Consider the following 23,164-nt stretch of genomic DNA (forward strand, 5'->3'; position numbering starts at 1 on the left):
GTTCCAGTTTTGCAGTTCTGTCGCTGGGGATAGATTGCTAGCAACGCTGTGTGGTGCAAACAGATATCTGATATCGGTAATATGTTCTGCTTTTCGGGGGAGGAGGAAGTGGAATTTCTTGGCGATGGGCTCGATGATGTTCTCAATGAATTGTACGAATGCCTCCTAAAAGAGGGTGTTCCCAACACGAGCACGACTGGGGGGTCGGTTGAGTTTCTCGGTGTTACGTTGCGTATCGCCAAGCCTCGTGCTCGGATTAGCCGGTCCCAAACTCGGGCTCGACCATTTAGCGCTCTAGGCGAGCTGCTTTGGTACCTCTCTGGATCAGACAGGGCAGACTTTGTTGGTCGTTACATTCCCTTCTACATCAAGGAGGGAAAGCCGCCCATCGTTAACGGCGCATATGGGCCTAGAATCAGGTCGCGGCACGGTTTCGACCAGCTCGAGCAGGTGATCGAAATTCTGCGGCGAAAAGATGGTAGTCGGCGAGCAGTCATTCAGCTGTTCGAGGCGAATGACCTTCTTGCGGCTGATAAGGTTGACATTCCCTGTACCACAACGATGCAGTTTCATCGCCGAGGTTGCATCCTTCACTTGTCGGTGAATATGCGATCTAACGACGCCTACCTCGGCCTCCCGCACGATGTCTTCTGCTTTACAATGTTGCAGGAACTTGTTGCAGCCGAGCTTAATCTGGAGCTTGGCGAATATATCCACATGGTCGGCAGCATGCATTTGTACGACTGGGACAGAGATAAGGCGGAACGGTATAGGCAGGAAGGCTATCAACGTGCCGCAGAGATGCCTGCCATGCCACGAGCAGATCCTTTTCGGAAGATTGAGCAACTGCTCGCATTCGATCGGCAAGTATGGGCTGGAGAAACCGTCGACGCAGATGCTACGCTGATTGATCCGTACTGGTCCGATCTCGGGAGGCTTGTGCAGATAAGCTTCGCCGGCGAGGATGACGGTACCATCAAGGAAATCTCTGCAAGAATGCACGACAACATATATCATTCCGCAATTGAAGATCAGCGCGACCGTGTCGCTGAGCAGGTTTGCAAAGCTGGCAAGGTACAACAGGTGAACGGTCGATGAAGTGGCCCGCTCGCCAGCCGCGCAAGCAGCAGATATCCGCCCAACTTCTCGCTCACCACCAGACTGTGCGCACTTTGCCCGGCATCGCCGATCCGGTTGCGCGTGACACGCTTGCAATGCAAATCGTAGCCAGCCTTCGGCGGGAGGAGTATTTTGAGGTGATCCGGCGGCGAGGGCCAATCAGCGCAGATCGCGCTGATCCCCACCTCAGCTGCTTCGAAGCAGAACTGGGTGTCGTACATTTTCTACAGCAGAACGCCTATGATGAAGCCGCTTGGCTAGTCTTCCTGATGGTCCACCTCGCAAAGCCGGGTGATAGCGGATGGCGGAGGCTAAGGGATATCTACGGCATGCTCGGGCGAGGGCGCTGGGACTGGGCAACCGTAAGTGCCAATCCGGCCGCGTTCGAACAATGGCTGGCCGCCAACTGGCGGTTGATCGGCGGTAAATTTGGCAACCATCGGAAGTATGAGAGCCTGGAGCCTGGCAAGCAGCGTGCGATGGGTCCAGCGGTAGTTACATATGTACACTGGGTTAATGCCGCCGGGGGACATCAGGCGCTCTTCTCCCAAATTGTCCTAAACGCTGGAAATGATCCGCATATTATATTCGACGCCTTTTATAAGGCTCTACCGGTCAAGGGTTACGGACGCCTTGGTAGATTTGATTGGGCGGCGATGCTGTCACGCTATGGTTTTGCGCCGGCCAAAGCTGGCTCGGCCTATCTAGAACTGGCGACCGGTCCGAAGGCCGGAATGCGCCTCCTGTTTGCTGGGAATTCCAATTCCGGCGTCGGCCCATCACGGCTTCAGGAATGGCTAGACGAGCTTGATGCCACGCTGCAAGTGGGCATGGAGGTACTAGAGGATTCGATATGTAACTGGCAAAAAAAGCCGACCGTTTTCGAGCACTTCAAGGGATAACGCTCTTGGCCCCTCAATATGCGAAGGCCGGATCAGATCGCTTCTAGGATCTGATCCCAAGTCCAGTTACGGCGGAGCCTATGCAAGGCGCCGGGAGCAACGATTCCGCGATGCTGCAGTTGGCCAAGGACGAGGCCCGGCGCTACGCCCAGAGAAACGGCGAACCTCCGAATGGATTCCTCGTGCGGCCTCAAACTCATCAGTTCGGCTTCGCGTTCTTTTGGCACGATCATGGAGGCGGCGAAGTCGTTTGCTTCCTCCTCGTAGGGATCATCGCCATCCGTGCCTTCGGAATCCACAAACGACGATGCTTCATGTAGAAGAAGATGGCCAATCTCGTGAAAAAGCGTGAACCAGAAATGGTCGTCTGCCCGATGCCTGAAGCTCATAAGAATCATCGCCTTGTCGGGCGAGATCATGCGGCTTGCGCCACTGGCACGACAGCCCTTTGGAGCCCGTACCACCACAAGCGCGACGCCGGCATCTGCCATCACTTTAACGAGGGCTGGCATGAACCGGCTAGGCTTGCTGATCTTCGACAATGCCCTGATATCATTAAGACGGGCCTGGAGCGCATCTCTTGACCAAGTAGCCGTCTCCCGAAGATTCGCGTCGAGCTCGCCTTCCCGCAGCCACATCGACGTTGCGCCATCGTGCTGCGTGAACGCCAGCGATCGACGGAACCTCGCTTGGCGTTGGTGGGGGCCGTAGCGTGCGTCCCAAGACTTCAGAGTACTGACGCCGAAGTAGGCCAAACGTCGCTGCAGTTCGGCCGAACGCGCCTTAGCCGCGATTCGACCCTTGCTGCCAGGAGCCGGAATACGGTCCAACCAAGCCTCAGCATCCTCGGGGGATAATTGACTAACTGCTCGAACCAAAGCTTCTTGATATCTCGCCTGCCGGTTCTTCCAGAAGGTGGTTGATCCACCGAGCAGGGCGGAAAGCGCGTCCGCAGTGTCATCGTCGATGATGCCGAACCCACTAGTCAGGTCGCGCAGCTGGGGCATCCCTCCGGCCAGGCGCCCGGCGAGCGTCGAAGCGGATACGCCACGTCGACGCATCGCTGACAGCACGCTGTCGCCGGGTCTGGAGAACCAGTCTTTTTCTTGAAGCTGAACTTCGACAATCGCCATCACCGGATCTCGATCAGCATAATTCTACGAACTTGCTCCCAGGCCACACTACCATCTGCCGAGCGTGGTAGATTTTTGCCCACCGCAATGAACGCTGCTCGGTAGTGTGTACCGAATGAGAAGGAAAGGGAATCCCTTCCTGAAATTTCACCGTCCCGAAACTGGATCAGTTCGTCGGCGGTGAAGAAGGACTCCGCTTCGGCTAGTAGCTCGTGCAACTCTGCGGCTGCCCCCGGTCCGAACTGAGCCTGAGCCTCCTCTATCCTCGTGCAGAGAGCCTTTAGATTCTTGCTGCCATAAGAGACGTTTAGCACGGCGCCTCGCTTAATTCACGAGATGGCCGATGTGCCGGCAAGATCGTTGCTCGTATCATCACTGCGGCAGCGGGGAACCGTGGGGCTTGGCGGCCTGCTTCGCGCGGATCGTATCAATGCGATCCCAGTTGCGCTTTAGTTCCGCGTCGCCTGCGTCGTCCATGTTGATCCGGGAAGCGCTGCATAGTGCGGCCAGCGTGACCATAACGCCACCCACCTCTAAATCTGGCTTACCGACCGGACGGGCGTAAACATAATCGACCAGCGCCAGAGCATCTTCACGCGAGCAGCCGTTGGCCTGCGCCAACTCCAGCGCCTCTTCAACAAATCGATGCGTTCGTTCAGCGCGATTAGACCAGACGGCTATCGGAAAACAGGCCTTCAACCAGCTCTCGACCCGCTCTTGGAATGAAGTGATGCCCAAGCGGCCTCCTCTTGTGTCCTTCTCATAAATGGCGAAATGAAATCAATACAAGGGTAATATAAAGCTACTCAATGATAAGCCCAATCAGGCCATTCTGATTCATGCAGCCAACCTGATTATCAACACCCATGCCGACAGGATCAATTGAGTAGTCCCAGACTGGTTGACCTCGCCGAATACCGATGCCCCCCCCTTGGCATCCACCCCATCTTCCCCCATGGCATTACCGTAAATCCCTTGCCCCATGCGGAAAGTGAGTCATGCCTGCCTCCCGATATCCGATCTTCGACACGCTGCGTCTGCCGGTCATCGGCTCGCCGATGTTCATCGTGTCCGGGCCCGAGCTGGTCATCGCGCAGTGCAAGGCGGGGATCGTCGGGAGTTTTCCGGCGCTCAATGCGCGGCCGGCGAGTCAGCTCGACGAGTGGCTGCACCGGATCACCGAGGAACTGGCGGCGCATGATCGCGACCATCCCGAGCGGCCGGCTGCGCCGTTCGCGGTCAACCAGATCGTCCATCGCTCGAACGACCGGCTGGAGCATGATCTGCAGGTCTGCGCCAAGTGGAAGGTGCCGCTGGTGATCACCTCGCTCGGCGTGCGCGAGGACGTCAATGCGGGGGTGCATGGCTGGGGCGGGATCGTGCTGCACGACGTCATCAACGACCGCTTCGCGCGCAAGGCGGTCGAGCGCGGGGCCGACGGGCTGATCCTCGTCGCGGCGGGCGCGGGCGGGCATGCGGGGACGCTGTCGCCCTTCGCGCTGGTGCAGGAGGTGCGCGCCTGGTTCGACGGGCTCGTCGCCCTGTCGGGGGCGATCGCCACCGGCCGGTCGATCCTGGCGGCGCAGGCGCTGGGGGCGGACTTCGCCTATATCGGCTCGCCCTGGATCGCGACGACGGAGGCCAATGCGGTCGACGGCTATAAGCAGGCGATCGTCGAGGCGGGGGCGTCGGACATCGTCTATTCGAGCTATTTCACCGGCGTGCACGGCAATTATCTGCGCTCGTCGATCGTGGCGGCGGGGATGGACCCCGATGCCCTGCCCGAGCGCGACCCGAGCGCGATGGACTTCGGATCGGCCTCCGGCGCCGATGCGAAGGCGTGGCGCGACATCTGGGGATCGGGGCAGGGCGTCGGCGCGGTCAAGGCGGTCGAAAGCGTCGCCGACCGCGTGGCGACGCTGGAGCGTGATTATGGCGAAGCGATCGCCGCCCTGCGCACCAAGGCCAGTTGGCAGGACTTCTCCGGAGCGTGACGACAGGCGCTTTAGGGATTAGCCTGTCCGCAATGACCGACATCGACTCTGGCGACATCGAACCTGACGATATCGAGCTCGGCGATATCGAGGGTGGCGATATCGACGCCGAGGCGGGCACGGCCAAGCCGCGCCCCCGCAAGCGCTATGCCAGCCAGGGGATGACCGAGCGCCGCGCGCGCATCATCAATGCTGCGCACAATATATTGGGCGAGGGCGGGGTGCAGGCGCTGACGATCGAGCGGCTGAGTCGCGAGGCCGATGTTGCGCCGCGCACGCTCTACCGCCTCTATGGCGACAAGGAAGGCGTCATCTTCGCGACCGTGGCCGAGCGCCTGCGCGAGGTCCGCCGCCACGTCGCGCGCAAGAAGAAGGAGTACAGCATCGAGGTCGTGTTCAAGGAGCTCGACTGGATGGTGGCCGAAATGTACCGCGACTCGCTCTATGCGCGCACGGTGATCGACTTCTATTTCTCATCGGTGCCCCGGCCCGCCGCGATCCGCGAGCTGGGCTCGGTCGCCTATAACCGCTTCCGCAACTGGCTCGACCGGGAGATCATCGCGGGCCATGCCTGCACCGACCTCGACCTGGAGCGGATCGCGCAGGAGCTCGTCGCGACCGAGTTCGTCATCTACCATCGCTGGGCGGTAGGGACGATCGACGGGCCGACCTGCTGCATCGAGCTCCACGCCAATTTCCTGAAGAGCGCGATCCTGTCGCTGGAGGGCGAGGTGCGCCGCCATTATATCGCGCTACTGGCCGAAAAGCACCGCGAACTGGGGATGAGCGAGATCGGCGCTGCGGCCTCCACCAACCGCGCCGAGCGCGACGCCGGGCTTCACTTCACCGGCAGGGCATAGGCGATCAGCTCGTCCGACCGGGGCGTCTGGAACCACATATGCTGCCCCGATGACACCACGACGAACTGGCGGCCGCCGGTGACATAGCTCATCGGCGTGGTCTGGCTGCCGCCGGGCAACCGGTCCTGCCACAGCAGCCTGCCGCTGCGCATGTCTATAGCGCGCAGATTGCGGTCCATCGTCGCCGCGATGAAGAGCACGCCGCCGCCGGTGGCGACCGGCCCGCCGATATTCGGGGTCCCGAGGGTGATGTCGACGGGAAGGGGGATCGGCAGGCGGTCGTTGATCGTCCCTAGCGGAACGTCCCACAGGATGCGGCCGCTGCGCAGGTCGATCGCGGTGAGGCCGCCCCAGGGCGGCGGCGTGCAGGGGGCGCCGAGCGGGGACAGGAGCCACTCGCGCTTGACGTCATAGGGGGTGCCGGCCATCGGCGAGACGTCCTCATGCGCCGACAGCTGGACGGTGCCGCTGCCCCCCGGCTTGCGCGGGCGCAGCTTGATGACCGAGGCGACCCGGCTGCTGTTGACGTAGAAGATCTGCCGCACCGGATCGATCGCGCCGCCGCCCCAATTGGCGCCGCCCGAGGCCGCCGGATAGGTGATCGTGCCGCGCGTTGTGATCGGGGTGAACAGCCCTTCGGAGCGATATTGGGCGATCAGGTCGCGGCATTTGCCCCGGTCCCAGGGGGTGAAGCCCCAGGCCTGATCGGGGGTGATGCTCTGCGGGACGATCGGCTTCGGCAGGCGCGGGCGCGGCTGGGTCGGCGACAGCCATTCGCCGGGCACGCCGCTCTGGGGCACGGGGACCTCGTCGATCGGGAAGAGCGGTGCGCCGGTGCGGCGGTCGAGGACGAAGACATAGCCCTGCTTGGTCGGCTGGACGAGCGCGGGGATGCGGCGCCCGCCCCGGTTGATGTCGACCAGTGTCGGCTGGGCCGGGGTGTCATAGTCCCAGATATCGTGATGGATCAGCTGGCGCGCCCAGATCAGCTTGCCGGTCGCCGCATCGAGCGCGACGGTGCTGTTGGCGTGGCGGTTGTCGCCGGGCCGCAGACCGCCATAATAATCGGGCGAGGCGCTCGACGTCGGCAGGAACACCATGTTGAGGTCGGGGTCGCCCGCGATCACCGACCAGACATTGGCGGCGCCGGTCGTGTGGCGGCTGTCGCCCATCCAGTCGCGGTCGGACCCGCCCTCCTGCGGGATCGGGTCGAAGGTCCAGATCTGGCGCCCGCTGCGCGCGTCGAAGGCGCGGATGATTCCGCGCGGCGCGTTGGCGCGGACATTGTCGAGCACCGACGTGCCGATGACGATGCTGTCGCGGACGATCGCGGCGGGGGCCGCGAGCTTCACCTCGCCGCGATGGTGCAGCTTGCCCGGATCGACGCGGACGGTGCCCTTGTCGCCGAAGCCGGCGCAGGGGCGCCCGGTCCGCGCATCGAGCGCGATCAGCCGCATGTCGACCGTGGCCAGGATGATCCGGGTCGAGCAGGCGGCCGGGCCAGTAGCGGAGGCGGTAGCGGCGGCATCCTGCCACTGCGACACGCCCCGGCAGATATATTGGTCGGGCAGCTGGAAGCGGGTGTCGATGCCCGCATCATAGACCCACTTCTCGCGCCCCGTCGCCGGATCGAGCGCGATGACCCGGCCGAAGGGCGTGCAGGTGATCAGCGAGCCGGCGGCGAGGATCGGCGTCGTCTCGTTGGTGCTGTTGGTCAGCATCGCATCGGGCCGGCGCGCCAGTTCGCCGGTCGAATAGCGCCACGCGACCTTCAGATGCGCGACATTGGCGGGAGTGATCTGCGCGGCGGGGGTGTAGCGGGTGCCACCCATGGTGGCGCCCCACTGATCCCAGCGCGTCTCGCCGGGTCCGCCCTTCGGCAGTTCGAGCGGGCCGAGCGGCGGCATCAGCCTTATCGCCCAACCCACCGCCCAGGTGACCAGGACCAGCCCGAACAGGGCCAGTCCGATGCGCCCGATCATCCGCCCCCGCCGCGCCATGTCAGACCGTAATCGTCGCGATATGGGTGCGAACGGCCACCGTCTCCCCTTCCTCGATCAGGATTTCGCTGAGCGTTCCGCTGCCGGGTGATGGCACTTCGACCGTGGTCTTTGCGGCCTCGATCTCCACCAGCGGCTCGCCGGCCTCGACGCTGTCGCCGACCGCCTTCATCCAGCGTACGATCTCCGCATCCTGCATGCCCATGCCGAACTGGGGCAGCAGCACTTTCATGTTCGCCATGCTGCGCTCTCCTCAGGCGTCGACGGTTTCGCGCGCGCCGACCAGGCGGCGGGCGGCGGCGATGATGCGCTCGGCACTCGGGTAGAGCGCCTTTTCGATCGGGGGCGAGAAGGGCACATGCGTCTCGGCGGTCGCGATGCGCAGGACCGGCCCCCGCAGCGAGTCGAAGGCATGTTCGGCGATCAGCGCGGCGATCTCGCTGCCCGCGCTGCAGCTCTGATGCGCCGGATCGACCGTGATCGCGCGGCCGGTCTTGCGGACCGAGCGCAGGATGATCTCCTTGTCGAGCGGGACCAGGCTGCGCGGATCGACGACCTCGGCCGAAATCCCTTCCTTGACCAGCGTCGCGGCGGCCTTGAGCGCGAGCGGAACGCCGCCGCCGATCGCGATGATCGACAGGTCGGTGCCTTCGCGCTTGATGTCGCCCTTGCCGAGCGGGATCAGGAAGTCGGGATCGTCGGGCATGTCGGACTTCGACGTCCAGCAGGTCGAATCCTCGAAGCACAGCACGGGATCGTCGTCGCGCACCGCCGCCTTGAGCATGCCCTTCATGTCATAGGCGGTCGACGGGACCATGATCTTCAGCCCCGGCACATTCATGAACATCGAATAGTTGCGGTCCGAATGCTGCGCAGCATTGGAGTTGCCGTAGAACAGGCAACTGCGGATCACGAGCGGCAGCCGCGCCTGTCCGCCATAGATGTAGCGCGACTTGGCGATGATGCTCATGATCTGGTCCATCGCCGGGTAGAGGAAGGACGAGATCGTCGCATCGACGATCGGCCGCATCCCCACCATCGACGCACCCGCAGCGGCGCCGATGAAGCCGTTCTCCGAGATCGGGGTGTCGCGGACGCGCTCGGTGCCAAAGGCGTCGACGAAGCCCGTGGTCGTGCCGAACACGTTGCAGATGATGTCCTCGCCCATGATGAAGACGCGCTCGTCGCGGGTCATCTCTTCCATCTGGGCCTGTCGGATGGCCTCCAGGAACGTCACTTTCGCCATGATGATCCTCTCCTCAGGCCTTGATGAAATCGGGGATGGGGAGGCGGTCGACGAACACGTCGTCAAAGGCTTCCTCCTGCGTCGGGTAGGCGCTGTCGCGCGCGAACTGCAGCGCGTCGGCGACCTCGTCGGCGACCTCCCTCTCGATCCGGTCGAGCAGATCGGCGGCGGTGCCCGATGCGATCAGCTTGGCGCGGTAGAGCTTCAGCGGATCGCGCTCGCGCCACTCGTCGACCTCGGCGCCGCGATCGAGCAGGATGCGCCCCATGTTCACCGCATGGTCGGCATAGCGATAGGTCTTGGTCTCGACGAAGGTCGGCCCCCCACCCGTCCGGGCCCGCTCGACCGCCTCGGCGACGGCGGCCTCGACCGCGTCGACATCCTGGCCGTCGACGATGATCGAGGGCATGCCATAAGCCTTGGCGCGCTCGGCAATGTCCTTGACCGGCACCGCGACGCTCGCCGGGGTCGACACCGCATAGCCGTTATTCTCGCAGACGAAGATCGCGGGCAGCTTCCAGATCGCGGCGATGTTCAGCCCTTCGTGAAAGGCGCCTTCGTTGGTCGCGCCATCGCCGAAGAAGCACAGCGCGACGCGGCCATTGCCCTGCATCTTCGAGCCGAGCGCCGCGCCTGCGGCGACGGGCACGCCCGAGCCGACGATGCTGGTCTCGCCGAGACTCCCGACCGAGAAGTCCGACAGGTGCATCGACCCGCCCTTGCCCTTGCAGATGCCGGTCGCCTTGCCGAGCAGTTCGGCCATCAGCGGGCGCAGCTTGGCGCCCTTGGCGATCGGGTGGCCATGGCTGCGGTGGGTGCCGACCATATAATCTTCGGTGTTCAGCGCCATGCAGGCGCCGACGCCGGAGGCTTCCTGTCCGGCATAGGTGTGGAGCGCGCCGGGAATCTCGCCCTGGGCGTGGATCGCCTCGGCGAGATCCTCGAACTGCCGGATGCGCTGCATCCGCCGATATTTTTCGAGACTTCGGTCATTCTGTCCGTCGGTCATGACGTTCCTTTCAGGCGGGTTCGGCGACGCGGACGGGTGCGTCGGCGACGATCAGTTCGAGCGGGGCCGCGTACATCGGCTCTGCCCCGGAAGCGGTGATCGCGTAGACATTCTCCATGTGGCAGGGGCCGAGCTTCGCGCCGAAGAACAGGCTGTCGAGGCTGATCAGCATGTCCTCCTCCATGACGAAGCCCTGCTTGACGCCGGCCAGCCCCGCCGCCGGATAGGCGAGCGGAATTTCCAGCGGCATCAGGCCGATGCCATGCGCCACGACGAGCAGCTTCTCGGGCGCGGCGACGCCCTTCGCCTTCAGATGCTCATAGCCGATGGCGGGCAGGCTGTTGGTCGACACGCCCGGACGCAGCCGGTCGGCCATCAGCAGGAAGGCGTCGCGCAATATGTCGTGCAGCCGCTGATAGTCGTCCGAGGGCTTCCCGATGATCGCCGTCCGGTTGATGTCGATCCAGAAGCCGTCGAGCACGCCCTGCGTTTCGAGGATGACGATGTCCCCGCGCCGCAGCGTGCGCCCGCCCGAAGTGCGGAACAGGTCGGGGATGAACTCGTCCTGGTCATAGGCGCCGCCGAACAGCATCGCCCCCTCATCGACAGGGATGACCCCATTGCGCACCATGAAGTCGCAGATGCCGGCCTGGACATCGTTCCAGTCGGCGCCTTCGTGCAGCAGCGACCCGGCATGGGCGATCACCCGGTCCGCCATCTTGCCGACCGTGCGATAGCGGGCGAGCTCCTCCTGCGTCTTCACCACGCGCACGCGCATCATGAAGTCGAGCGCGTCGACAAAGGCATGCGGCACCTGCCGCGCGACGGCGGCGGAGACGCGATGCTCGTCGAAGCCGATCCGCCCGCCCGACAGGCCGTGATCGGCCAGCGCGCGGGTGATCGCCGCCGCGATGTCGGGCTGGCATTCGCCCCGGATGGCCCCTGCGACCGACATCGCATCCTCGGCGAGCCGGCTGCCCTTGCGATCGGGATCGGCATAGCGGCTGACCTCGCAGAAGTTCAGCATGTCGAAGGTGCGGATCTCGTCATAGGTGCAGGCGTCGGCGCGGGCGCGGTTGAGCACGGCGACGATGCCGACATTCGCTTCGGGAATGACGAGGGTCACCGGTTTCGCCGGATCGGCGAAGACGATGGCGCCGGCAAAGGGCTCCATCTGCGTCCAGCGTTCGAGGACCGAATGATAGCCGATGGCGTAACGCACGTCGTGCGGATGGGTCAGCACGACCGCGTCCAGCCCCTCGGCCGCCAGCATTGCGCGAAGGCGCTCTGCGCGGGGGTTGGCCATGTCAGGCGGCCTCGTGCGCCGGAACGGCGTCGCCGGAGATGTCCGGCTGGTCCTTGCCCTGGTGCAGGTCGCGCAGGAACTCGTGGTTCATGATGAACCGGACCTCGCCTGCATCGTCGGTATAGGCGACTGCGCCGTGGCCGAGGAACAGATATTCGGTCGGCTCGACGCAATGCGCCTCGGCGTGGCGCGATCCGATCGGCTCATAGCCATAGGTGCCTGCGGGGGCCGAGCCGACGTCGTAGATCAGCTCGCCCTTGGTGACGAAATACTGGCCATGGCCGAGATGCCAGTGCGGTGCGAAGGTCGCCCCCGGCTCCATCTGCACCCACAGCACCCAGTCGCCGGTCTCCTCGCTGTAGCGGAGCAGGCGGATGGTGGTGCCCGAACCCAGCTGGTGCGGCTTGGCGTCGGCGATGTTGACGATCAGGTCGCCGAGCTTTCCCGGATCATGTTCGATGGTCATTGTCCTCGTCCTTTCGGTTACATCGTTGCGGTCAGACCCTCGTCGGCGATGATCACTGCGCCATGGATGGCGCTCGATCGCGGATCGGCGAGGAAGCAGATGACCTCCGCCATCTGGGCGGGGTCCATGAAGAAGATGCCGCGCGGGGAGGGGTGGTCCTCCATCAGCGCGGCGATGGCCTTTTCGCCTTCGGGCGTGCGCAGCCCGGCGGTCAGCGGGGTCGCCACCGATCCCGGACAGACGCAGTTGATGCGGATGCCCTGCGATCCGAGTTCGGCGGCGAGCGTGCGGGCAAGCATCGCGACGCCGGCCTTGGACGCCGAATAGGCGCTGTCCCCGGCGCGCCCCGCTATGCCCGAGACCGAGCCGACGAAGATCACCGATCCGGCACGCTTCGCCAGCATCGCGGGCAGCACCGCATGGGTGACGTAGAAGCTGCCCTTCAGGTTGACGTCGATATGCCGGTCGAACAGCGACAGCGGGCTTTCGGGAACCGGATTGGGCGCCCAGATCGCTGCATTGTTGACCAATATGTCGACGCTGCCCGCCTCGGCGGTCAGATCCTCGACCGCTCGGGCGACGGCGCTCGCATCTGCGATGTCGACCTGCCGGCCTGCCGCGATCAGCCCGCTTCGCGCCGCCGCGTCGATATCCGCCTGGGCCACGTTGGAGAGCACCAGCACCTTGGCGCCCTCGCGCGTCAACTGCGCGCTGACCGCCTCGCCGATGCCCGAGGTGCCCCCCGTGACGAGCGCGACCTTGCCGGCGAAGCGGCTCATTGCGCGGTATATCCGCCGTCGACGACCAGTTCGGAACCGTGCATGTAGCCGGCTTCGTCGGACGCGAGAAAGCGGACCGCCTTGGCGATGTCGATCGGGTCGGCCATGCGGCCGATCGGATGCGCCGGCCCCATGCCGTCGAGCGCTGCCTGCACCGACGGGAAGAAGCCCTCGTCGACGAAGCGCTGCATGATGTGGTCGACCATGCCGGTCTTCACCCCCGAGGGATGGACGGTGTTGATCCGGATCTTCTGCCCGAGCGCGGAGAATTCCATCGCGCAGGCCTTGGAGAACAGCCGCACCGCGCCCTTCGATGCGCAATAGCCGGTGTGGAGCGCCGAGCCGATCAGGCCGGCGACCGAGGAGATGATGATGATCGAACTGCCGTGCGGTGTCGTAGCACCGGTGCGGGCCATCAGGTCTGCCGCGACCTTGGTGCCGAGGAAGGGGCCGTCGACATTGACCGCCATCTGCTTGCGCCATTGCTCCAGCGTGGTGTTGGCGAGGCGTTCGACCACGGCGATGCCCGCGACATGGACGAGGATGTCGAGCCGCCCGTTGCTTGCTTCGATATCCGCTACGACCTTCTGCCAGTCGCCTTCGTCGGTGACGTCGAGCTTCAGATAGCGACCGTTCGGCACCGCCTGGGTGAAGGCGCCGCCGTCATCGACCATGTCCGCACCGACCACCGTGGCGCCGGCCTCGGCGAGCGCGGAGGAAATCACGCTGCCGATGCCGCCGGTGCAGCCGGTGACGAGGGCGACGCGTCCTTCGAGCGATCCGATCATTCAGTCTCTCCTTCGATGTCTTTTTCGGTAATCGGGGTGCACAGGCGGATTTCGGGCTGGCCGTCGACGCAGTCCCAGCCGGCCGCCGACATGGCGACATGATAGGGCATGTCGGCATGGGCGGCCTGCGCCTCGGCGGTGGCGAACAACTCGGTAAAGTAGAACAGGTTGGCATCGTCCTGCGCGCGCATCACCTGCCAGATCAGCGCGTCGGGTTCGTTGGCGCGCACATCCCTCTGGAGCTTCGCGACGAGACGTGCGAACTCCTCGGCCCGTCCGGGCTTGGTCCTGACGATCATGACGACACCGATCATTCGGAGAGTCTCCCTTGGTGAATATGGAATGGCTGCAGCAGGCGGCGAAGCTCGCACAGGGGCCGGACCCGAAGGCTGCGGCTCGGCTTGTCGAGCGTCTGCTGCGAGAGGCGCCCGGCGATCCCGACGTGCTGACGGTTGCCGGAATTGCTGCGCAGCGAAGCGGCGATATCGAGGCGGCGCTGGCATATTTTGCCGCCGCGCGATCGGCCGATCCGGCGAATCCCGCGCGGCTGGTCAACCAGGCGGTGGCGCTCAAGCAGGCGGGTCATCTCGACGAGGCGATCGCGGCGCTGCGCCGCTCGCTCGACCTGCGGCCCGATGCCCCCGTCGCGCTCGCCAATCTCGGCTCCTGCCTGATCGCGGCCGACCGGGCCGACGAAGCGCTGGTGCCGTTGCGGCAGGCCGTCGCGGTCAAGTCCGACCATGTCGAAGCCTGGAACAATCTCGGGGTCGCGCTGGCGAATGTCGGCAAGCCCGCCGACGCCGTGCCGGCCTATCGCCGGGCGCTGGCGCTGCGGCCGAACTATGCCGAGGCCGCGCTCAATCTGGTCGACGCGCTGGTCGCGCAGGGTGAGGCTGCCGAAGCCGAGAGTCTGGCCAGGACATTGCTGGCGGCGATGCCGGGGCACCCGCGCGCCTCCAACCAACTGGCGGCGATGCTCGACGCCCGAGGCGATCTGGCTGGGGCCATCGCTCTGTATCGGCAGGCGCTCGAACGCGGGCCGAACCATGCATTGGGGATCAATCTGGCGATGGCGCTGCTGCGCACGGGCGAAAGCCGCGAGGCGCTGTCCGTATGCGATGCGCTGATGGCTGCGTCGCCGAGTATCACCACGCCGCTGGCGCTGCGCTGTGCTGCGCTGGAGAGGCTGGGGGAAGGCGAAGATCTGGCCGAGCTCATGGCGCTCGACCGTTTTGTGACCGTGATCGATGTCGAGCAGGCCGACGGCTTCGAGACCATGGCGGCCTTCGATGCGGCGCTGCTTGCCGAACTTGAGGTGCATCCGTCGCTCACCTTCGAGCCCGAAGGCCTGGTAACCCGCGCGGGTCGGCAGAGCGACGAACTGGCCCATGACGAGAGCCCTGCGATCGCGGCGCTCGCGCGGCTGGCGCGCAAGGCGCTCGGCGACTGGCACGATGTGCAGCGGGGCGACGATCACCCCTGGCTGCAAGCGCGGCCCGACGACTGGTCGTTGACCTTGTGGGGCACGATCCTGGCACCGGGCGGGGAGGTCGGTTCGCATATCCACGCGCCCAACTGGCTGTCGGGCGTCTATTATCCGGCGTTCCGGCCGCCAGCGGGCGGCACCGAAGGCTGGTTCGCGATCGGTGCGCTGCCGGAGGCGCTGGGCGGTGGCGGGACGCTCCACCTGCGCGAGCCGCGCGCAGGACGGATGATCCTGTTCCCCTCCTATCTGTGGCACTGCACGCTGCCGTTCGGCGGAGACGAGCCGCGGATCAGCTTCGCCTTCGATCTGGTGCCAAAGGGCACGGGCAATCGCCACAAACTGCGGCGACGCACCGTGCAGGAATGATGGTCCGGCTCGCCGCCACCTGGGCCGCGAGGTTTGGGAAGACGGCTTCGGAGGTACGAGCCGGACCACCAGGCGGCGTCAGAGCTTCACGCCAAGCTCGATCCCGAACGAACGGGGCGGAGCATAGTTGGTGAAGTTGAAGAGGCCGGCCACCGAGTTGGCCGAAACCCGATAGGTTTCGTCCAGAAGGTTGCGGGTGAAGACCGACACCCGATAGCGTTCCGTGGGATCGGCCCACTGGATGCTGGCGCCCACCAGAGTGCGCGCCTCACCCTGGGTGAAGGGCGCGTTCAGCGTGACCGATTCATATTGTGCCTGATAGTTGACGTCGGCGTTCAGGCTGACCTGCCCCCAGTCGGTCGGCGGGAAGGCATAGTTGGCCGAGGCGTTGGCGGTCCATTTGGGGACGTTGCGCAGCTTCAGGTTGGAGGCATCGTCGTTCGTCCCGTTGCCGTCGACGTCGGTGAAGAACTCCAGATATTTCGCCTTCTGATAGCCGAGCGAGGCACCCAGGGTCAGGCCGTCGACCGGCACCGCGCTGGCTTCGAGTTCGAGGCCGTAGACCTCGGCCTTGCCGGCGTTGGTGGTGCGCGTCTCCTGTCCGGGCAGGCCGGTGATCGGATCGATGAAGGGCACCACCGCGTCGCGCTGCAGGTCGTCATATTTCACGTAGAAGGCGGCGAGGTTGAAGCGCAGGCGACGATCGGCGGTTTCGGTTTTCAGGCCGAACTCGAAGCTGTCGGCTGTCTCCTCGCGGAAGGGCAGGGCGGATGTCGCCGACATCGCCTGCTCATTATAGCCGCCCGACTTGTATCCCTGGCTGTAGGTGAAATAATTGTTCACCCCATCGGTGATTTCCCAGCGATAGCCGGCGCGGAAGGTGGGCTTCGAAAAGCTGGCCTTGTCCGAAAATTCCGGCCAGAAGCCGCCCTGCACTATCGAGCGCCGCACCTGCGGCCGGACCGAGAAGGTCTTCTTCTCCTTGGTGTAGCGGCCGCCGAGGAAGACCGAGAAGGGGTCGCTGACCTTATATTCCGCCTCGCCGAACGCCGCATAGCTGTCGACCTTGTAGTCGGCGGTCGAGATGTTGGGATCGGTCAGCGCAGTCGGATCGCCGAGAAAGCGGAGGAAGCCGAGGAAGGAGGTCGCGTTCGCGTCGAGCTTCTGGCCCCAGTACATCGATCCGACGGTGAACTTCAGCTTGTCGGAGAAGTCAGACGAGAAGCGCGCTTCGAGGCTGTACTGGTCGCGCGTGTCGTTGCGGGTCGATACGAACAGATAGGCGCTTTCGCCGGTATAGTCCGACGGCAGGATCGACTTCACCTTGCGATAGCCGCCGACGACGGTAAGCGAGCCGATATCCTGCATATTGTGCTCGACCCGCACATAGCCGCCGTCGACGTTGATGCGGTGGCCGTTCAGCGTGCCGGGGCAGGTCGGTGCGTTGGCGTTGCCGCGGCACAGCGTCGTGCCGGTGTCGAACGGGCTCGCGCCGGTGGTCTGGATGCCGGGGAAGCCGAGCACGTCGAACAGGAAGCCGGCGGGGGATTCGTTGACGCTGGGCGGGGAGTCGCCACGGTCGCGCAGCATTTCGTAGGTGAACAGAACGTTGGTATCGGGACCCGGCTCCCACAGCAGCTTGGCGCGGCCGCTGAAATAGCGGGTGCCGCCCCAGCGCTGGCCGCGTGCGGGCACGTCCATCGGGATGAAGTCGACATTGTTCGTCTTGGTCAGCCGGTAGAAGCCGTCGCTTTCCTGGAAGGAACCGGCCACGCGGAAAAACAGATTGTCGGCCAGCGGCAGATTGATCGCGGCCTTCACGTCCTTGGTGTTGAAGCTCGAATAACCGAGCCGCATTTCGGCACCGAAGGTCTTTTCCGGGCGCTTGGTGATGACGTTGACGACGCCGCCGACGGTGTTCTTGCCGAACAATGTGCCTTGCGGGCCGCGCAGCACCTCGATCCGGTCGATGTCGAACAGGTCGAACAGCTGGGTCTGGACGTGGGCGAGCACGAAATCGTCGACGACCACGCCGACCGCCGGCTCGAAGGTCAGGATGATGTCGCCGGTCGACTGGCCGCGAATGCCGATCGAGGCGGCGTTGAAGCCGGGGACGTTGGTGATGACGACGTTCGGCACGTCACCCGCGAGAGCGCGGATGTCGGTCGCGAATTTCCGCTCGATCGCCATGGAGGAGAAGGCGGTGACCGCGACCGGGGTGTCCTGAAGCGATTCCCGCACGCGGCGGGCCGTGACGACGATTTCTTCCAGGCCGGCCGTCTGGCCCTGCCGTTCCGGCTCAGGCGCGGTCTGCGCCAGCGCCACGGTGCTCGTCGATGTCAAGAAGGCGATAGTCGCCGTTCCCAGGGCGCGCGTCGCACCCCGGAGCAGTCCTTTCATGGCTCTCTCTCCGTCCCTTCGGGACCGTTCGCTGCTCGCGAGCGAATCGGCTGCCCCTCCTCGCGATCCATCCGATCGCCCCTATAAAGGAACATAGATGGTCATTTTTGAAAAGAGCAAAAAACATGCATGAATGATTTTTTTACGGGCCCGGAGAGCGCGGGTTGTCCTTGTTACCTATTCTTTTGAAAAAGAATAATTTTAGGTTGTGAAGGTTGCGTGGAGTGGGCTGAGACATGGCGCTTCAGCGTGACGATTTCGCCCGCCCTTGTCTGCACGGTTGCCGAATATGTCGGCTCTGATGCTGCACAGCATGTCGTGATTGCGGCGATAGCGGACGGGCTCTTGCCCTTGACCGGCGGCCGTCTACAGGCTGGGGTCTGAGACGCTGCGGTCGGGTTGGCCACAGGAGGAGAATGGCGTGATCCGGAAACATGGTCCCTGGGCCCTGCTGGCGGCGATCGGCGCCTTCGCGCTGGCGGTCGTCGCAACCAGCCGGGGCGAGATGATCAACGCTCTGTGGATCGTGACGGCGGCCGTCAGCGTCTTCCTGATCGGCTATCGCTATTATGCGCTTTTCATCGCGCGCACCGTGATGCGGCTCGACGGCGCGCGACCCACGCCGGCTGTCCGGCGTGGCGACGGACTCGATTATGTGCCGACCGAGCGCAGCGTGCTGTTCGGCCACCATTTCGCGGCGATTGCCGGGGCGGGGCCTCTGGTCGGGCCGGTGCTGGCGGCGCAGATGGGCTATCTGCCGGGCACGCTCTGGATCCTGGCAGGCGTCGTGCTGGCGGGCGCGGTCCAGGACTTCATGATCCTGTTCATCTCGATGCGCCGCGACGGCCGCTCGCTGGGGGAGCTGGTGCGCATGGAGATGGGCATGGCGGCCGGCACGATCGCGCTGATCGGCGCCTTCATGATCATGGTCATCATCCTCGCCGTCCTGTCGCTGATCGTCGTCAAGGCGCTCGCCGAAAGCCCATGGGGCAGTTTCACGGTCGCAGCGACCGTCCCGCTCGCGCTGATGATGGGCGCCTATACACGCTGGATTCGCCCCGGCCGCATCGGCGAGGTGTCGCTGTTCGGGCTCGTCGGCCTGATCGCCGCGATCATCTTCGGCCAAGCTGTCGCGCAGTCGCCGGTCTGGGGACCCGCCTTCACCTTCACCCCGCTCCAGCTCTGCTGGATATTGATCGGCTATGGCGGAGTCGCAGCGATACTGCCCGTCTGGCTGCTGCTGGCGCCGCGCGACTATCTGTCGACCTTCCTGAAGATCGGCGCGATCGCCGCGCTCGCGATCGGGATCGTCATCATGGCCCCGCCACTGCGCATGCCGCCGCTCACGCAGTTCATCGGCGGGGGCGGGCCGGTCTGGTCGGGCGGGCTCTTCCCCTTCCTGTTCATCACCATCGCCTGCGGGGCCGTGTCGGGCTTCCACGCGCTGATCTCCAGCGGGACCACGCCCAAGCTGATCGCCAGCGAGGATCATGCGCCCGTCATCGGCTATGGCGCGATGCTGATGGAGGCCTTCGTCGCGATCATGGCGCTGGTCGGGGCGTCGATCCTCGATCCGGGCATCTATTTCGCGATGAACAGCCCGGCCGCGGTGCTCGGCAGCGACCCCGCCAGCGCCGCCGCCGCCGTCACCGCCATGGGCTTCCCGATCGCGCCGGACGTGCTGACCCAGGCGGCGAAGGATGTCGGCGAGGCGACCATCATCTCGCGGACCGGCGGCGCGCCGACGCTGGCTGTCGCCATGGCGGAAATCTTCAGCCATGTGATCGGCGGCAGCGCGATGAAGGCCTTCTGGTATCATTTCGCGATCCTGTTCGAGGCGCTGTTCATCCTGACGGCGGTGGATGCCGGCACGCGTGCGGGGCGCTTCATGCTGCAGGATCTGATCGGCACGGTGGTGCCATCCTTCCGCGACAGCGGCGCGGTGGTGCCGGGCCTGATCGCCACGGCGCTGTGCGTCGGCGCCTGGGGCTTCTTCCTCCACCAGGGCGTGACCGATCCGCTGGGCGGGGTGAACACGCTGTGGCCGGTCTTCGGCATCTCGAACCAGATGCTCGCCGCCATCGCGCTGATGCTGGCGACGGTGGTGCTCTTCCGGATGAAGCAGGATCGCTATGCCTGGGTCACGCTGGTGCCGACCGGCTGGTTGCTGATCTGCACGACCACGGCCGGCTGGCTGAAGATCTTCTCGACCGATCCGAAGGTCGGTTTTCTCGCCCACGCGGCCCTCTTTTCGGACGCGGCAGAGCGGGGTGAGCTGCTTGCCCCGGCCAAGTCGGCCGAACAGATGGCGCGGATCATCTTCAACGATCGCATCGACGCCGGGCTTTGCGCGCTGTTCCTCGTCGTGGTGCTGGCGATCGCGGTCTTCGCGCTACGCAGCTGCCTCGCCGCGCGTCGTCTGGATCGACCGAGCGTCCACGAAATCGGCAGCGAGGCGATGGCCTGATGGGCGCGCTGTTCGACCTGCTCGCGCGCACGGCGCGCATGATGGTGGGGATGCCCGACTATGGCGTCTATCTGCGGCACATGGCCGAGCATCATCCCGACCAGCAGCCGATGGACCGCACGGCTTTCTTCCGCAACCGGCAGGATGCGCGCTATCGCGGCGGCGGCGGGCGTTGCTGCTGACGGCCGAGCAATGTGCGCCGGCCGCCAGCAGCTATACCCTCAGATGCGCGTGCCGCCGCGCGCCTCGACCATGTCCTGGCGGTTGGTATCGAAGTCGCTCGCATCGTGCCGCTCGCGCAGCTGCATGTCGGGGCTCCCGACCGCGCGGTTGACGATGCGTCCGCGCTGGACGGCAGGGCGTTCCGCGACTTCCGACACCCAGCGGTCGAGATGGGGATAGTCCTGGACCGACAGGAATTCCTGCGCGCCATAGGCGTCGCGCATGATCCCGCCATACCAGGGGAAAATCGCGATATCGGCGATCGTATAGTCGTCGCCCGCCATGAAACGGTTCGCGCCAAGATGGGTGTCGAGCACGTGGAGCTGGCGCTTGATCTCCATCGCGAAGCGGTCGATCGCATATTCGATCTTGATCGGCGCATAGGCGTAGAAATGGCCCAGGCCGCCGCCAACATAGGGCGCCGATCCCATCTGCCACATCAGCCAGTTCATCGTCTCGGCGCGACGGTGGAGATCGGTCGGCAGGAAGGCACCGAATTTCTCGGCGAGGTAGAAGAGGATCGACCCGCTCTCGAACAGGCGGACCTTGGGATCGACCGAGCGGTCGACCATCGCCGGGATTTTCGAATTGGGGTTGATCGACACGAAGTCGCTGCCGAACTGCGCGCCTTCCTGGATCGGGATCAGCCAGGCGTCATATTCGGCCCCGGCATGGCCGAGGGCGAGTAGCTCCTCGAGCATGATCGTGACCTTCTGGCCGTTCGGCGTGCCGAGCGAATAAAGCTGCAGCGGATGCTTGCCGACCGGAAGCTCCTTGTCATGCGTGGCGCCCGAGACGGGGCGGTTGATGCTGGCGAAGGCGCCGCCGCTCGGCTTCTCCCAGGTCCAGACGCTGGGCGGGACATAGCCCGGGGGGAAGTTGTTCGCGGGGTCCTGATCGGCCATCGTCGTTCCTTGGGAGATTTGGTGTTGGGCAAGGCCAAAGCGGAGGCTATGGCCGGGGGCAAGCAGACATGATCGCAAAGATCGTATCGCGGCCAGAAAGTTCAACCACCGGAGGCGCCGCGCACAGGGAAGAGGATGCACCATGCGGGTCAACGCTCTCGACCATGTCAACATCGTCACCGACGACCTCGACGGCACGGCGCGCTTCTATGCCGAACTTCTGTCGCTGGAGCGCCGCGACGGTCCGCCGCCTTTGCGGCCCGAACATGTGCAATGGATGTACGATGCCGGCGGCCGCCCGATCCTCCACCTCAACAGCATGGATTGCCCGCGCTTCTACGACCGCCCGGTCGAAGCGGGGCCGACCGGGCCGATCCACCATGTCGCGCTCAATTGCTCGGGATTCGAGGAGGTGCGCGGGCGGCTCGACGCGATGGGCGCCGATTACCGAACCAACAGCGCGGATTCGATCGAGCTGAAACAGATCTTCACCCAGGACCCCAATGGCGTTCTGCTCGAACTCAACTTCTTCGAGGGGCCTGCGTCCGCTTAGGGGCGGACTGCGGCCGGGTCAGCACCTCCGCCTTGGCCAGGCATTCGCGCCACTCGCTCGCTTCGCCCGAGTCTGCGACGACGCCCGACCCGATGCCATAATGGGCGAAGGGCGCACCGGTCGGCCAGTCGAGGGTGCGGATCGCGACGTTGAACTCGGCCGATCCGTCGGGCGCGAACCAGCCGATCGACCCGGTGTAGATCCCGCGCGGCTCGGGTTCGACCGCCAGGATCGCCTCGGTCGCGCGGATCTTGGGCGCGCCGGTGATCGAGCCGCAGGGGAACAGCGCGCGCAACAGGGCTTCGGCGCCGATGCCTTCGCGCAGGGTTCCGGTGACAGTCGAGGTCATCTGGTGGATCGTAGGATAGGTCTCGACGTCGAACAGGCGCGGGACCGAGACGCTGCCGGGCTGGCAGATGCGCGCGATGTCGTTGCGCAACAGATCGACGATCATCAGATTTTCGGCCTGCTGCTTGGGATCGTCCGAGAGCGCTGCGACGGCGAGCCGGTCCTTCTCCGCGCTGGCCCCGCGGGTCGCCGTGCCCTTCATCGGCCGGCATTCGATCGCCTGCCCGTCGCGGCGGAAGAACAGCTCGGGCGAGAAGGACAGGATCGACCGGTCGGCGGTGCGGACAATGCCACCATGCGGCGCCCGGGCCTGGTCGCGCAGCGCCGCATAGAGCGCCACGGGATCGCCGCTCACCGGCACCCGGCAGGGAAAGGTCAGGTTGATCTGATAGACGTCGCCGGCCGCGATCAGGCGCTGGACCTCGGCGAAGGCCGCTGCATAGGCCTGACGCTCGATCAGGGGGTCGGCGGGGCCGACGGCGCCCGCCCCGGCTTCCAGCTCCGCGGTCCAGTCTTCAGACAGATCGGAGAAGCCCTCGAACAGCCCGAACCACAGAAGCGGTCCGCGTTCGGGCGGCAGCGGTCGCGCCAGCGCCGCCAGCCGGGGCTCGAGCGCCAGACCCGCCTCGAAGGTCAGATAGCCCGCCGCGTGCAGCCCGCTCGCCAGTGCCCGATCGAGCCGGGTCAGCGCTTCGCCGACCTCTTCGCCCGTCCGGGCGACGATGCTGTCGACCGGCTTCGCATAAAGCCGGTCCCTGCCCGATGCGGCGAGGACAGCGAATGTGCCCGACAGATCGGGAGCCGGAGCCATGGAT

The 23,164-nt window shown here is 65.0% G+C and carries 22 protein-coding genes; 8 read left to right on the forward strand and 14 right to left on the reverse strand.

Features of this window, described 5'->3' with window-relative positions:
- The first annotated feature begins 108 nt into the window (after nucleotides 1–108).
- Both ACNI3R_RS16465 and ACNI3R_RS16470 read left to right on the forward strand, forming a co-directional pair.
- Entirely contained in the window at nucleotides 109–1,098 is a 990-nt protein-coding gene (locus ACNI3R_RS16465; RefSeq protein ID WP_426185306.1) for a thymidylate synthase, read from the forward strand.
- Complete coding sequence (locus ACNI3R_RS16470; RefSeq protein WP_426185308.1) at nucleotides 1,095–2,021, forward strand: alpha-glutamyl/putrescinyl thymine pyrophosphorylase clade 3 protein; 927 nt, start codon at nucleotides 1,095–1,097, stop codon at nucleotides 2,019–2,021. Before ACNI3R_RS16465 ends, ACNI3R_RS16470 begins: the two co-directional genes overlap by 4 nt.
- A gap of 32 nt (nucleotides 2,022–2,053) precedes the next feature.
- On the opposite strand, the gene ACNI3R_RS16475 is transcribed toward ACNI3R_RS16470, so the two are convergent.
- Both ACNI3R_RS16475 and ACNI3R_RS16480 read right to left on the reverse strand, forming a co-directional pair.
- Nucleotides 2,054–3,154, reverse strand: coding sequence for an ImmA/IrrE family metallo-endopeptidase (locus ACNI3R_RS16475; protein WP_426185310.1), 1,101 nt, complete (start codon nucleotides 3,152–3,154; stop codon nucleotides 2,054–2,056).
- Nucleotides 3,155–3,526: 372 nt separating this feature from the next.
- Nucleotides 3,527–3,892, reverse strand: coding sequence for a hypothetical protein (locus tag ACNI3R_RS16480; RefSeq protein ID WP_426185312.1), 366 nt, complete (start codon nucleotides 3,890–3,892; stop codon nucleotides 3,527–3,529).
- Nucleotides 3,893–4,152: 260 nt separating this feature from the next.
- Here ACNI3R_RS16480 and ACNI3R_RS16485 point away from each other — a divergent pair, with 260 nt between their 5' ends.
- Entirely contained in the window at nucleotides 4,153–5,148 is a 996-nt protein-coding gene (locus tag ACNI3R_RS16485) for an NAD(P)H-dependent flavin oxidoreductase (RefSeq protein WP_426185314.1), read from the forward strand.
- 32 nt (nucleotides 5,149–5,180) lie between these two features.
- On the forward strand, nucleotides 5,181–6,008 hold the full coding sequence (locus tag ACNI3R_RS16490; protein WP_426185316.1) for a TetR/AcrR family transcriptional regulator: 828 nt from the start codon (nucleotides 5,181–5,183) through the stop codon (nucleotides 6,006–6,008).
- Here the strand turns inward: ACNI3R_RS16490 and ACNI3R_RS16495 are convergent.
- From ACNI3R_RS16495 to ACNI3R_RS16535, 9 genes are read right to left on the reverse strand one after another with little or no spacing between them, the layout of a single operon-like run.
- Nucleotides 5,987–7,990 carry a pyrroloquinoline quinone-dependent dehydrogenase gene (locus tag ACNI3R_RS16495; RefSeq protein WP_426185318.1) on the reverse strand — a complete coding sequence of 668 codons (2,004 nt, stop codon included), beginning with the start codon at nucleotides 7,988–7,990 and terminating at the stop codon, nucleotides 5,987–5,989. The two genes, ACNI3R_RS16490 and ACNI3R_RS16495, sit on opposite strands and share 22 nt — an antisense overlap.
- Nucleotides 7,991–8,009: 19 nt before the next feature.
- Entirely contained in the window at nucleotides 8,010–8,249 is a 240-nt protein-coding gene (locus tag ACNI3R_RS16500) for a lipoyl domain-containing protein (RefSeq protein WP_426185320.1), read from the reverse strand.
- A 12-nt stretch (nucleotides 8,250–8,261) separates the two neighbouring features.
- The gene (locus tag ACNI3R_RS16505) at nucleotides 8,262–9,254 is read right to left on the reverse strand and encodes an alpha-ketoacid dehydrogenase subunit beta (RefSeq protein ID WP_426185322.1); all 993 of its coding nucleotides are present in this window, start codon (nucleotides 9,252–9,254) and stop codon (nucleotides 8,262–8,264) included.
- Between the two features lie 13 nt (nucleotides 9,255–9,267).
- The gene (locus ACNI3R_RS16510) at nucleotides 9,268–10,263 is read right to left on the reverse strand and encodes a thiamine pyrophosphate-dependent dehydrogenase E1 component subunit alpha (RefSeq protein WP_426185324.1); all 996 of its coding nucleotides are present in this window, start codon (nucleotides 10,261–10,263) and stop codon (nucleotides 9,268–9,270) included.
- A gap of 10 nt (nucleotides 10,264–10,273) precedes the next feature.
- Entirely contained in the window at nucleotides 10,274–11,569 is a 1,296-nt protein-coding gene (locus ACNI3R_RS16515) for a M24 family metallopeptidase (RefSeq protein ID WP_426185326.1), read from the reverse strand.
- Nucleotide 11,570: 1 nt separating this feature from the next.
- Nucleotides 11,571–12,035, reverse strand: coding sequence for a cupin domain-containing protein (locus ACNI3R_RS16520; RefSeq protein ID WP_426185328.1), 465 nt, complete (start codon nucleotides 12,033–12,035; stop codon nucleotides 11,571–11,573).
- 17 nt (nucleotides 12,036–12,052) lie between these two features.
- Nucleotides 12,053–12,814, reverse strand: coding sequence for an SDR family NAD(P)-dependent oxidoreductase (locus ACNI3R_RS16525; RefSeq protein WP_426185330.1), 762 nt, complete (start codon nucleotides 12,812–12,814; stop codon nucleotides 12,053–12,055).
- The gene (locus tag ACNI3R_RS16530; RefSeq protein WP_426185332.1) at nucleotides 12,811–13,602 is read right to left on the reverse strand and encodes an SDR family oxidoreductase; all 792 of its coding nucleotides are present in this window, start codon (nucleotides 13,600–13,602) and stop codon (nucleotides 12,811–12,813) included. Before ACNI3R_RS16530 ends, ACNI3R_RS16525 begins: the two co-directional genes overlap by 4 nt.
- Nucleotides 13,599–13,916: a putative quinol monooxygenase gene (locus ACNI3R_RS16535; RefSeq protein ID WP_426185334.1), complete on the reverse strand. Its 318-nt coding sequence runs from the start codon at nucleotides 13,914–13,916 to the stop codon at nucleotides 13,599–13,601. The genes ACNI3R_RS16530 and ACNI3R_RS16535 overlap by 4 nt, the downstream gene beginning before the upstream one ends.
- A 23-nt stretch (nucleotides 13,917–13,939) precedes the next feature.
- Between ACNI3R_RS16535 and ACNI3R_RS16540 the strand changes: the two genes are divergently transcribed.
- Nucleotides 13,940–15,454, forward strand: a complete 1,515-nt coding sequence (locus tag ACNI3R_RS16540) for a 2OG-Fe(II) oxygenase family protein (protein WP_426185478.1) — start codon at nucleotides 13,940–13,942, stop codon at nucleotides 15,452–15,454.
- Nucleotides 15,455–15,532: 78 nt separating this feature from the next.
- Here ACNI3R_RS16540 and ACNI3R_RS16545 read toward each other — a convergent pair whose 3' ends face one another.
- A complete protein-coding gene (locus tag ACNI3R_RS16545) occupies nucleotides 15,533–17,854 on the reverse strand; it encodes a TonB-dependent receptor (protein ID WP_426185336.1) in 2,322 nt (773 codons plus the stop codon).
- 424 nt (nucleotides 17,855–18,278) lie between these two features.
- Between ACNI3R_RS16545 and ACNI3R_RS16550 the strand changes: the two genes are divergently transcribed.
- Together ACNI3R_RS16550 and ACNI3R_RS16555 are read left to right on the forward strand one after the other, a co-directional pair.
- Nucleotides 18,279–20,321 (forward strand): carbon starvation CstA family protein, encoded by a 2,043-nt coding sequence (locus tag ACNI3R_RS16550; RefSeq protein ID WP_426185480.1) that lies wholly within the window; start codon nucleotides 18,279–18,281, stop codon nucleotides 20,319–20,321.
- A complete protein-coding gene (locus tag ACNI3R_RS16555; protein ID WP_426185338.1) occupies nucleotides 20,321–20,503 on the forward strand; it encodes a YbdD/YjiX family protein in 183 nt (60 codons plus the stop codon). Before ACNI3R_RS16550 ends, ACNI3R_RS16555 begins: the two co-directional genes overlap by 1 nt.
- Before the next feature lie 39 nt (nucleotides 20,504–20,542).
- Here ACNI3R_RS16555 and yghU read toward each other — a convergent pair whose 3' ends face one another.
- Nucleotides 20,543–21,448: a glutathione-dependent disulfide-bond oxidoreductase gene (gene yghU / locus ACNI3R_RS16560; RefSeq protein WP_426185340.1), complete on the reverse strand. Its 906-nt coding sequence runs from the start codon at nucleotides 21,446–21,448 to the stop codon at nucleotides 20,543–20,545.
- A gap of 142 nt (nucleotides 21,449–21,590) precedes the next feature.
- On the opposite strand from yghU, the gene ACNI3R_RS16565 reads away from it, so the two are divergent.
- Nucleotides 21,591–22,001: a VOC family protein gene (locus tag ACNI3R_RS16565; protein WP_426185342.1), complete on the forward strand. Its 411-nt coding sequence runs from the start codon at nucleotides 21,591–21,593 to the stop codon at nucleotides 21,999–22,001.
- Here ACNI3R_RS16565 and pabB read toward each other — a convergent pair.
- Nucleotides 21,970–23,160, reverse strand: a complete 1,191-nt coding sequence (gene pabB / locus ACNI3R_RS16570) for an aminodeoxychorismate synthase component I (protein ID WP_426185344.1) — start codon at nucleotides 23,158–23,160, stop codon at nucleotides 21,970–21,972. The two genes, ACNI3R_RS16565 and pabB, sit on opposite strands and share 32 nt — an antisense overlap.
- Nucleotides 23,161–23,164 lie beyond the last annotated feature (4 nt).

It is taken from the genome of Rhizorhabdus antheiae (assembly GCF_049889055.1).
In the GTDB taxonomy this organism is placed as follows: Bacteria; Pseudomonadota; Alphaproteobacteria; order Sphingomonadales; family Sphingomonadaceae; genus Rhizorhabdus.

Excerpts from the sequence above, each read along its gene's own strand:
- ACNI3R_RS16470 (WP_426185308.1), top strand. The coding sequence starts at position 1,095 with ATGAAGTGGCCCGCTCGCCAGCCGCGCAAGCAGCAGATATCCGCCCAA.
- ACNI3R_RS16475 (WP_426185310.1), bottom strand. The coding sequence starts at position 3,154 with ATGGCGATTGTCGAAGTTCAGCTTCAAGAAAAAGACTGGTTCTCCAGA.
- ACNI3R_RS16485 (WP_426185314.1), top strand. The coding sequence starts at position 4,153 with ATGCCTGCCTCCCGATATCCGATCTTCGACACGCTGCGTCTGCCGGTC.
- ACNI3R_RS16490 (WP_426185316.1), top strand. The coding sequence starts at position 5,181 with ATGACCGACATCGACTCTGGCGACATCGAACCTGACGATATCGAGCTC.
- ACNI3R_RS16495 (WP_426185318.1), bottom strand. The coding sequence starts at position 7,990 with ATGATCGGGCGCATCGGACTGGCCCTGTTCGGGCTGGTCCTGGTCACC.
- ACNI3R_RS16500 (WP_426185320.1), bottom strand. The coding sequence starts at position 8,249 with ATGGCGAACATGAAAGTGCTGCTGCCCCAGTTCGGCATGGGCATGCAG.
- ACNI3R_RS16505 (WP_426185322.1), bottom strand. The coding sequence starts at position 9,254 with ATGGCGAAAGTGACGTTCCTGGAGGCCATCCGACAGGCCCAGATGGAA.
- ACNI3R_RS16510 (WP_426185324.1), bottom strand. The coding sequence starts at position 10,263 with ATGACCGACGGACAGAATGACCGAAGTCTCGAAAAATATCGGCGGATG.
- ACNI3R_RS16515 (WP_426185326.1), bottom strand. The coding sequence starts at position 11,569 with ATGGCCAACCCCCGCGCAGAGCGCCTTCGCGCAATGCTGGCGGCCGAG.
- ACNI3R_RS16520 (WP_426185328.1), bottom strand. The coding sequence starts at position 12,035 with ATGACCATCGAACATGATCCGGGAAAGCTCGGCGACCTGATCGTCAAC.
- ACNI3R_RS16525 (WP_426185330.1), bottom strand. The coding sequence starts at position 12,814 with ATGAGCCGCTTCGCCGGCAAGGTCGCGCTCGTCACGGGGGGCACCTCG.
- ACNI3R_RS16530 (WP_426185332.1), bottom strand. The coding sequence starts at position 13,602 with ATGATCGGATCGCTCGAAGGACGCGTCGCCCTCGTCACCGGCTGCACC.
- ACNI3R_RS16535 (WP_426185334.1), bottom strand. The coding sequence starts at position 13,916 with ATGATCGGTGTCGTCATGATCGTCAGGACCAAGCCCGGACGGGCCGAG.
- ACNI3R_RS16540 (WP_426185478.1), top strand. The coding sequence starts at position 13,940 with ATGGAATGGCTGCAGCAGGCGGCGAAGCTCGCACAGGGGCCGGACCCG.
- ACNI3R_RS16545 (WP_426185336.1), bottom strand. The coding sequence starts at position 17,854 with ATGAAAGGACTGCTCCGGGGTGCGACGCGCGCCCTGGGAACGGCGACT.
- ACNI3R_RS16555 (WP_426185338.1), top strand. The coding sequence starts at position 20,321 with ATGGGCGCGCTGTTCGACCTGCTCGCGCGCACGGCGCGCATGATGGTG.
- yghU (WP_426185340.1), bottom strand. The coding sequence starts at position 21,448 with ATGGCCGATCAGGACCCCGCGAACAACTTCCCCCCGGGCTATGTCCCG.
- ACNI3R_RS16565 (WP_426185342.1), top strand. The coding sequence starts at position 21,591 with ATGCGGGTCAACGCTCTCGACCATGTCAACATCGTCACCGACGACCTC.
- pabB (WP_426185344.1), bottom strand. The coding sequence starts at position 23,160 with ATGGCTCCGGCTCCCGATCTGTCGGGCACATTCGCTGTCCTCGCCGCA.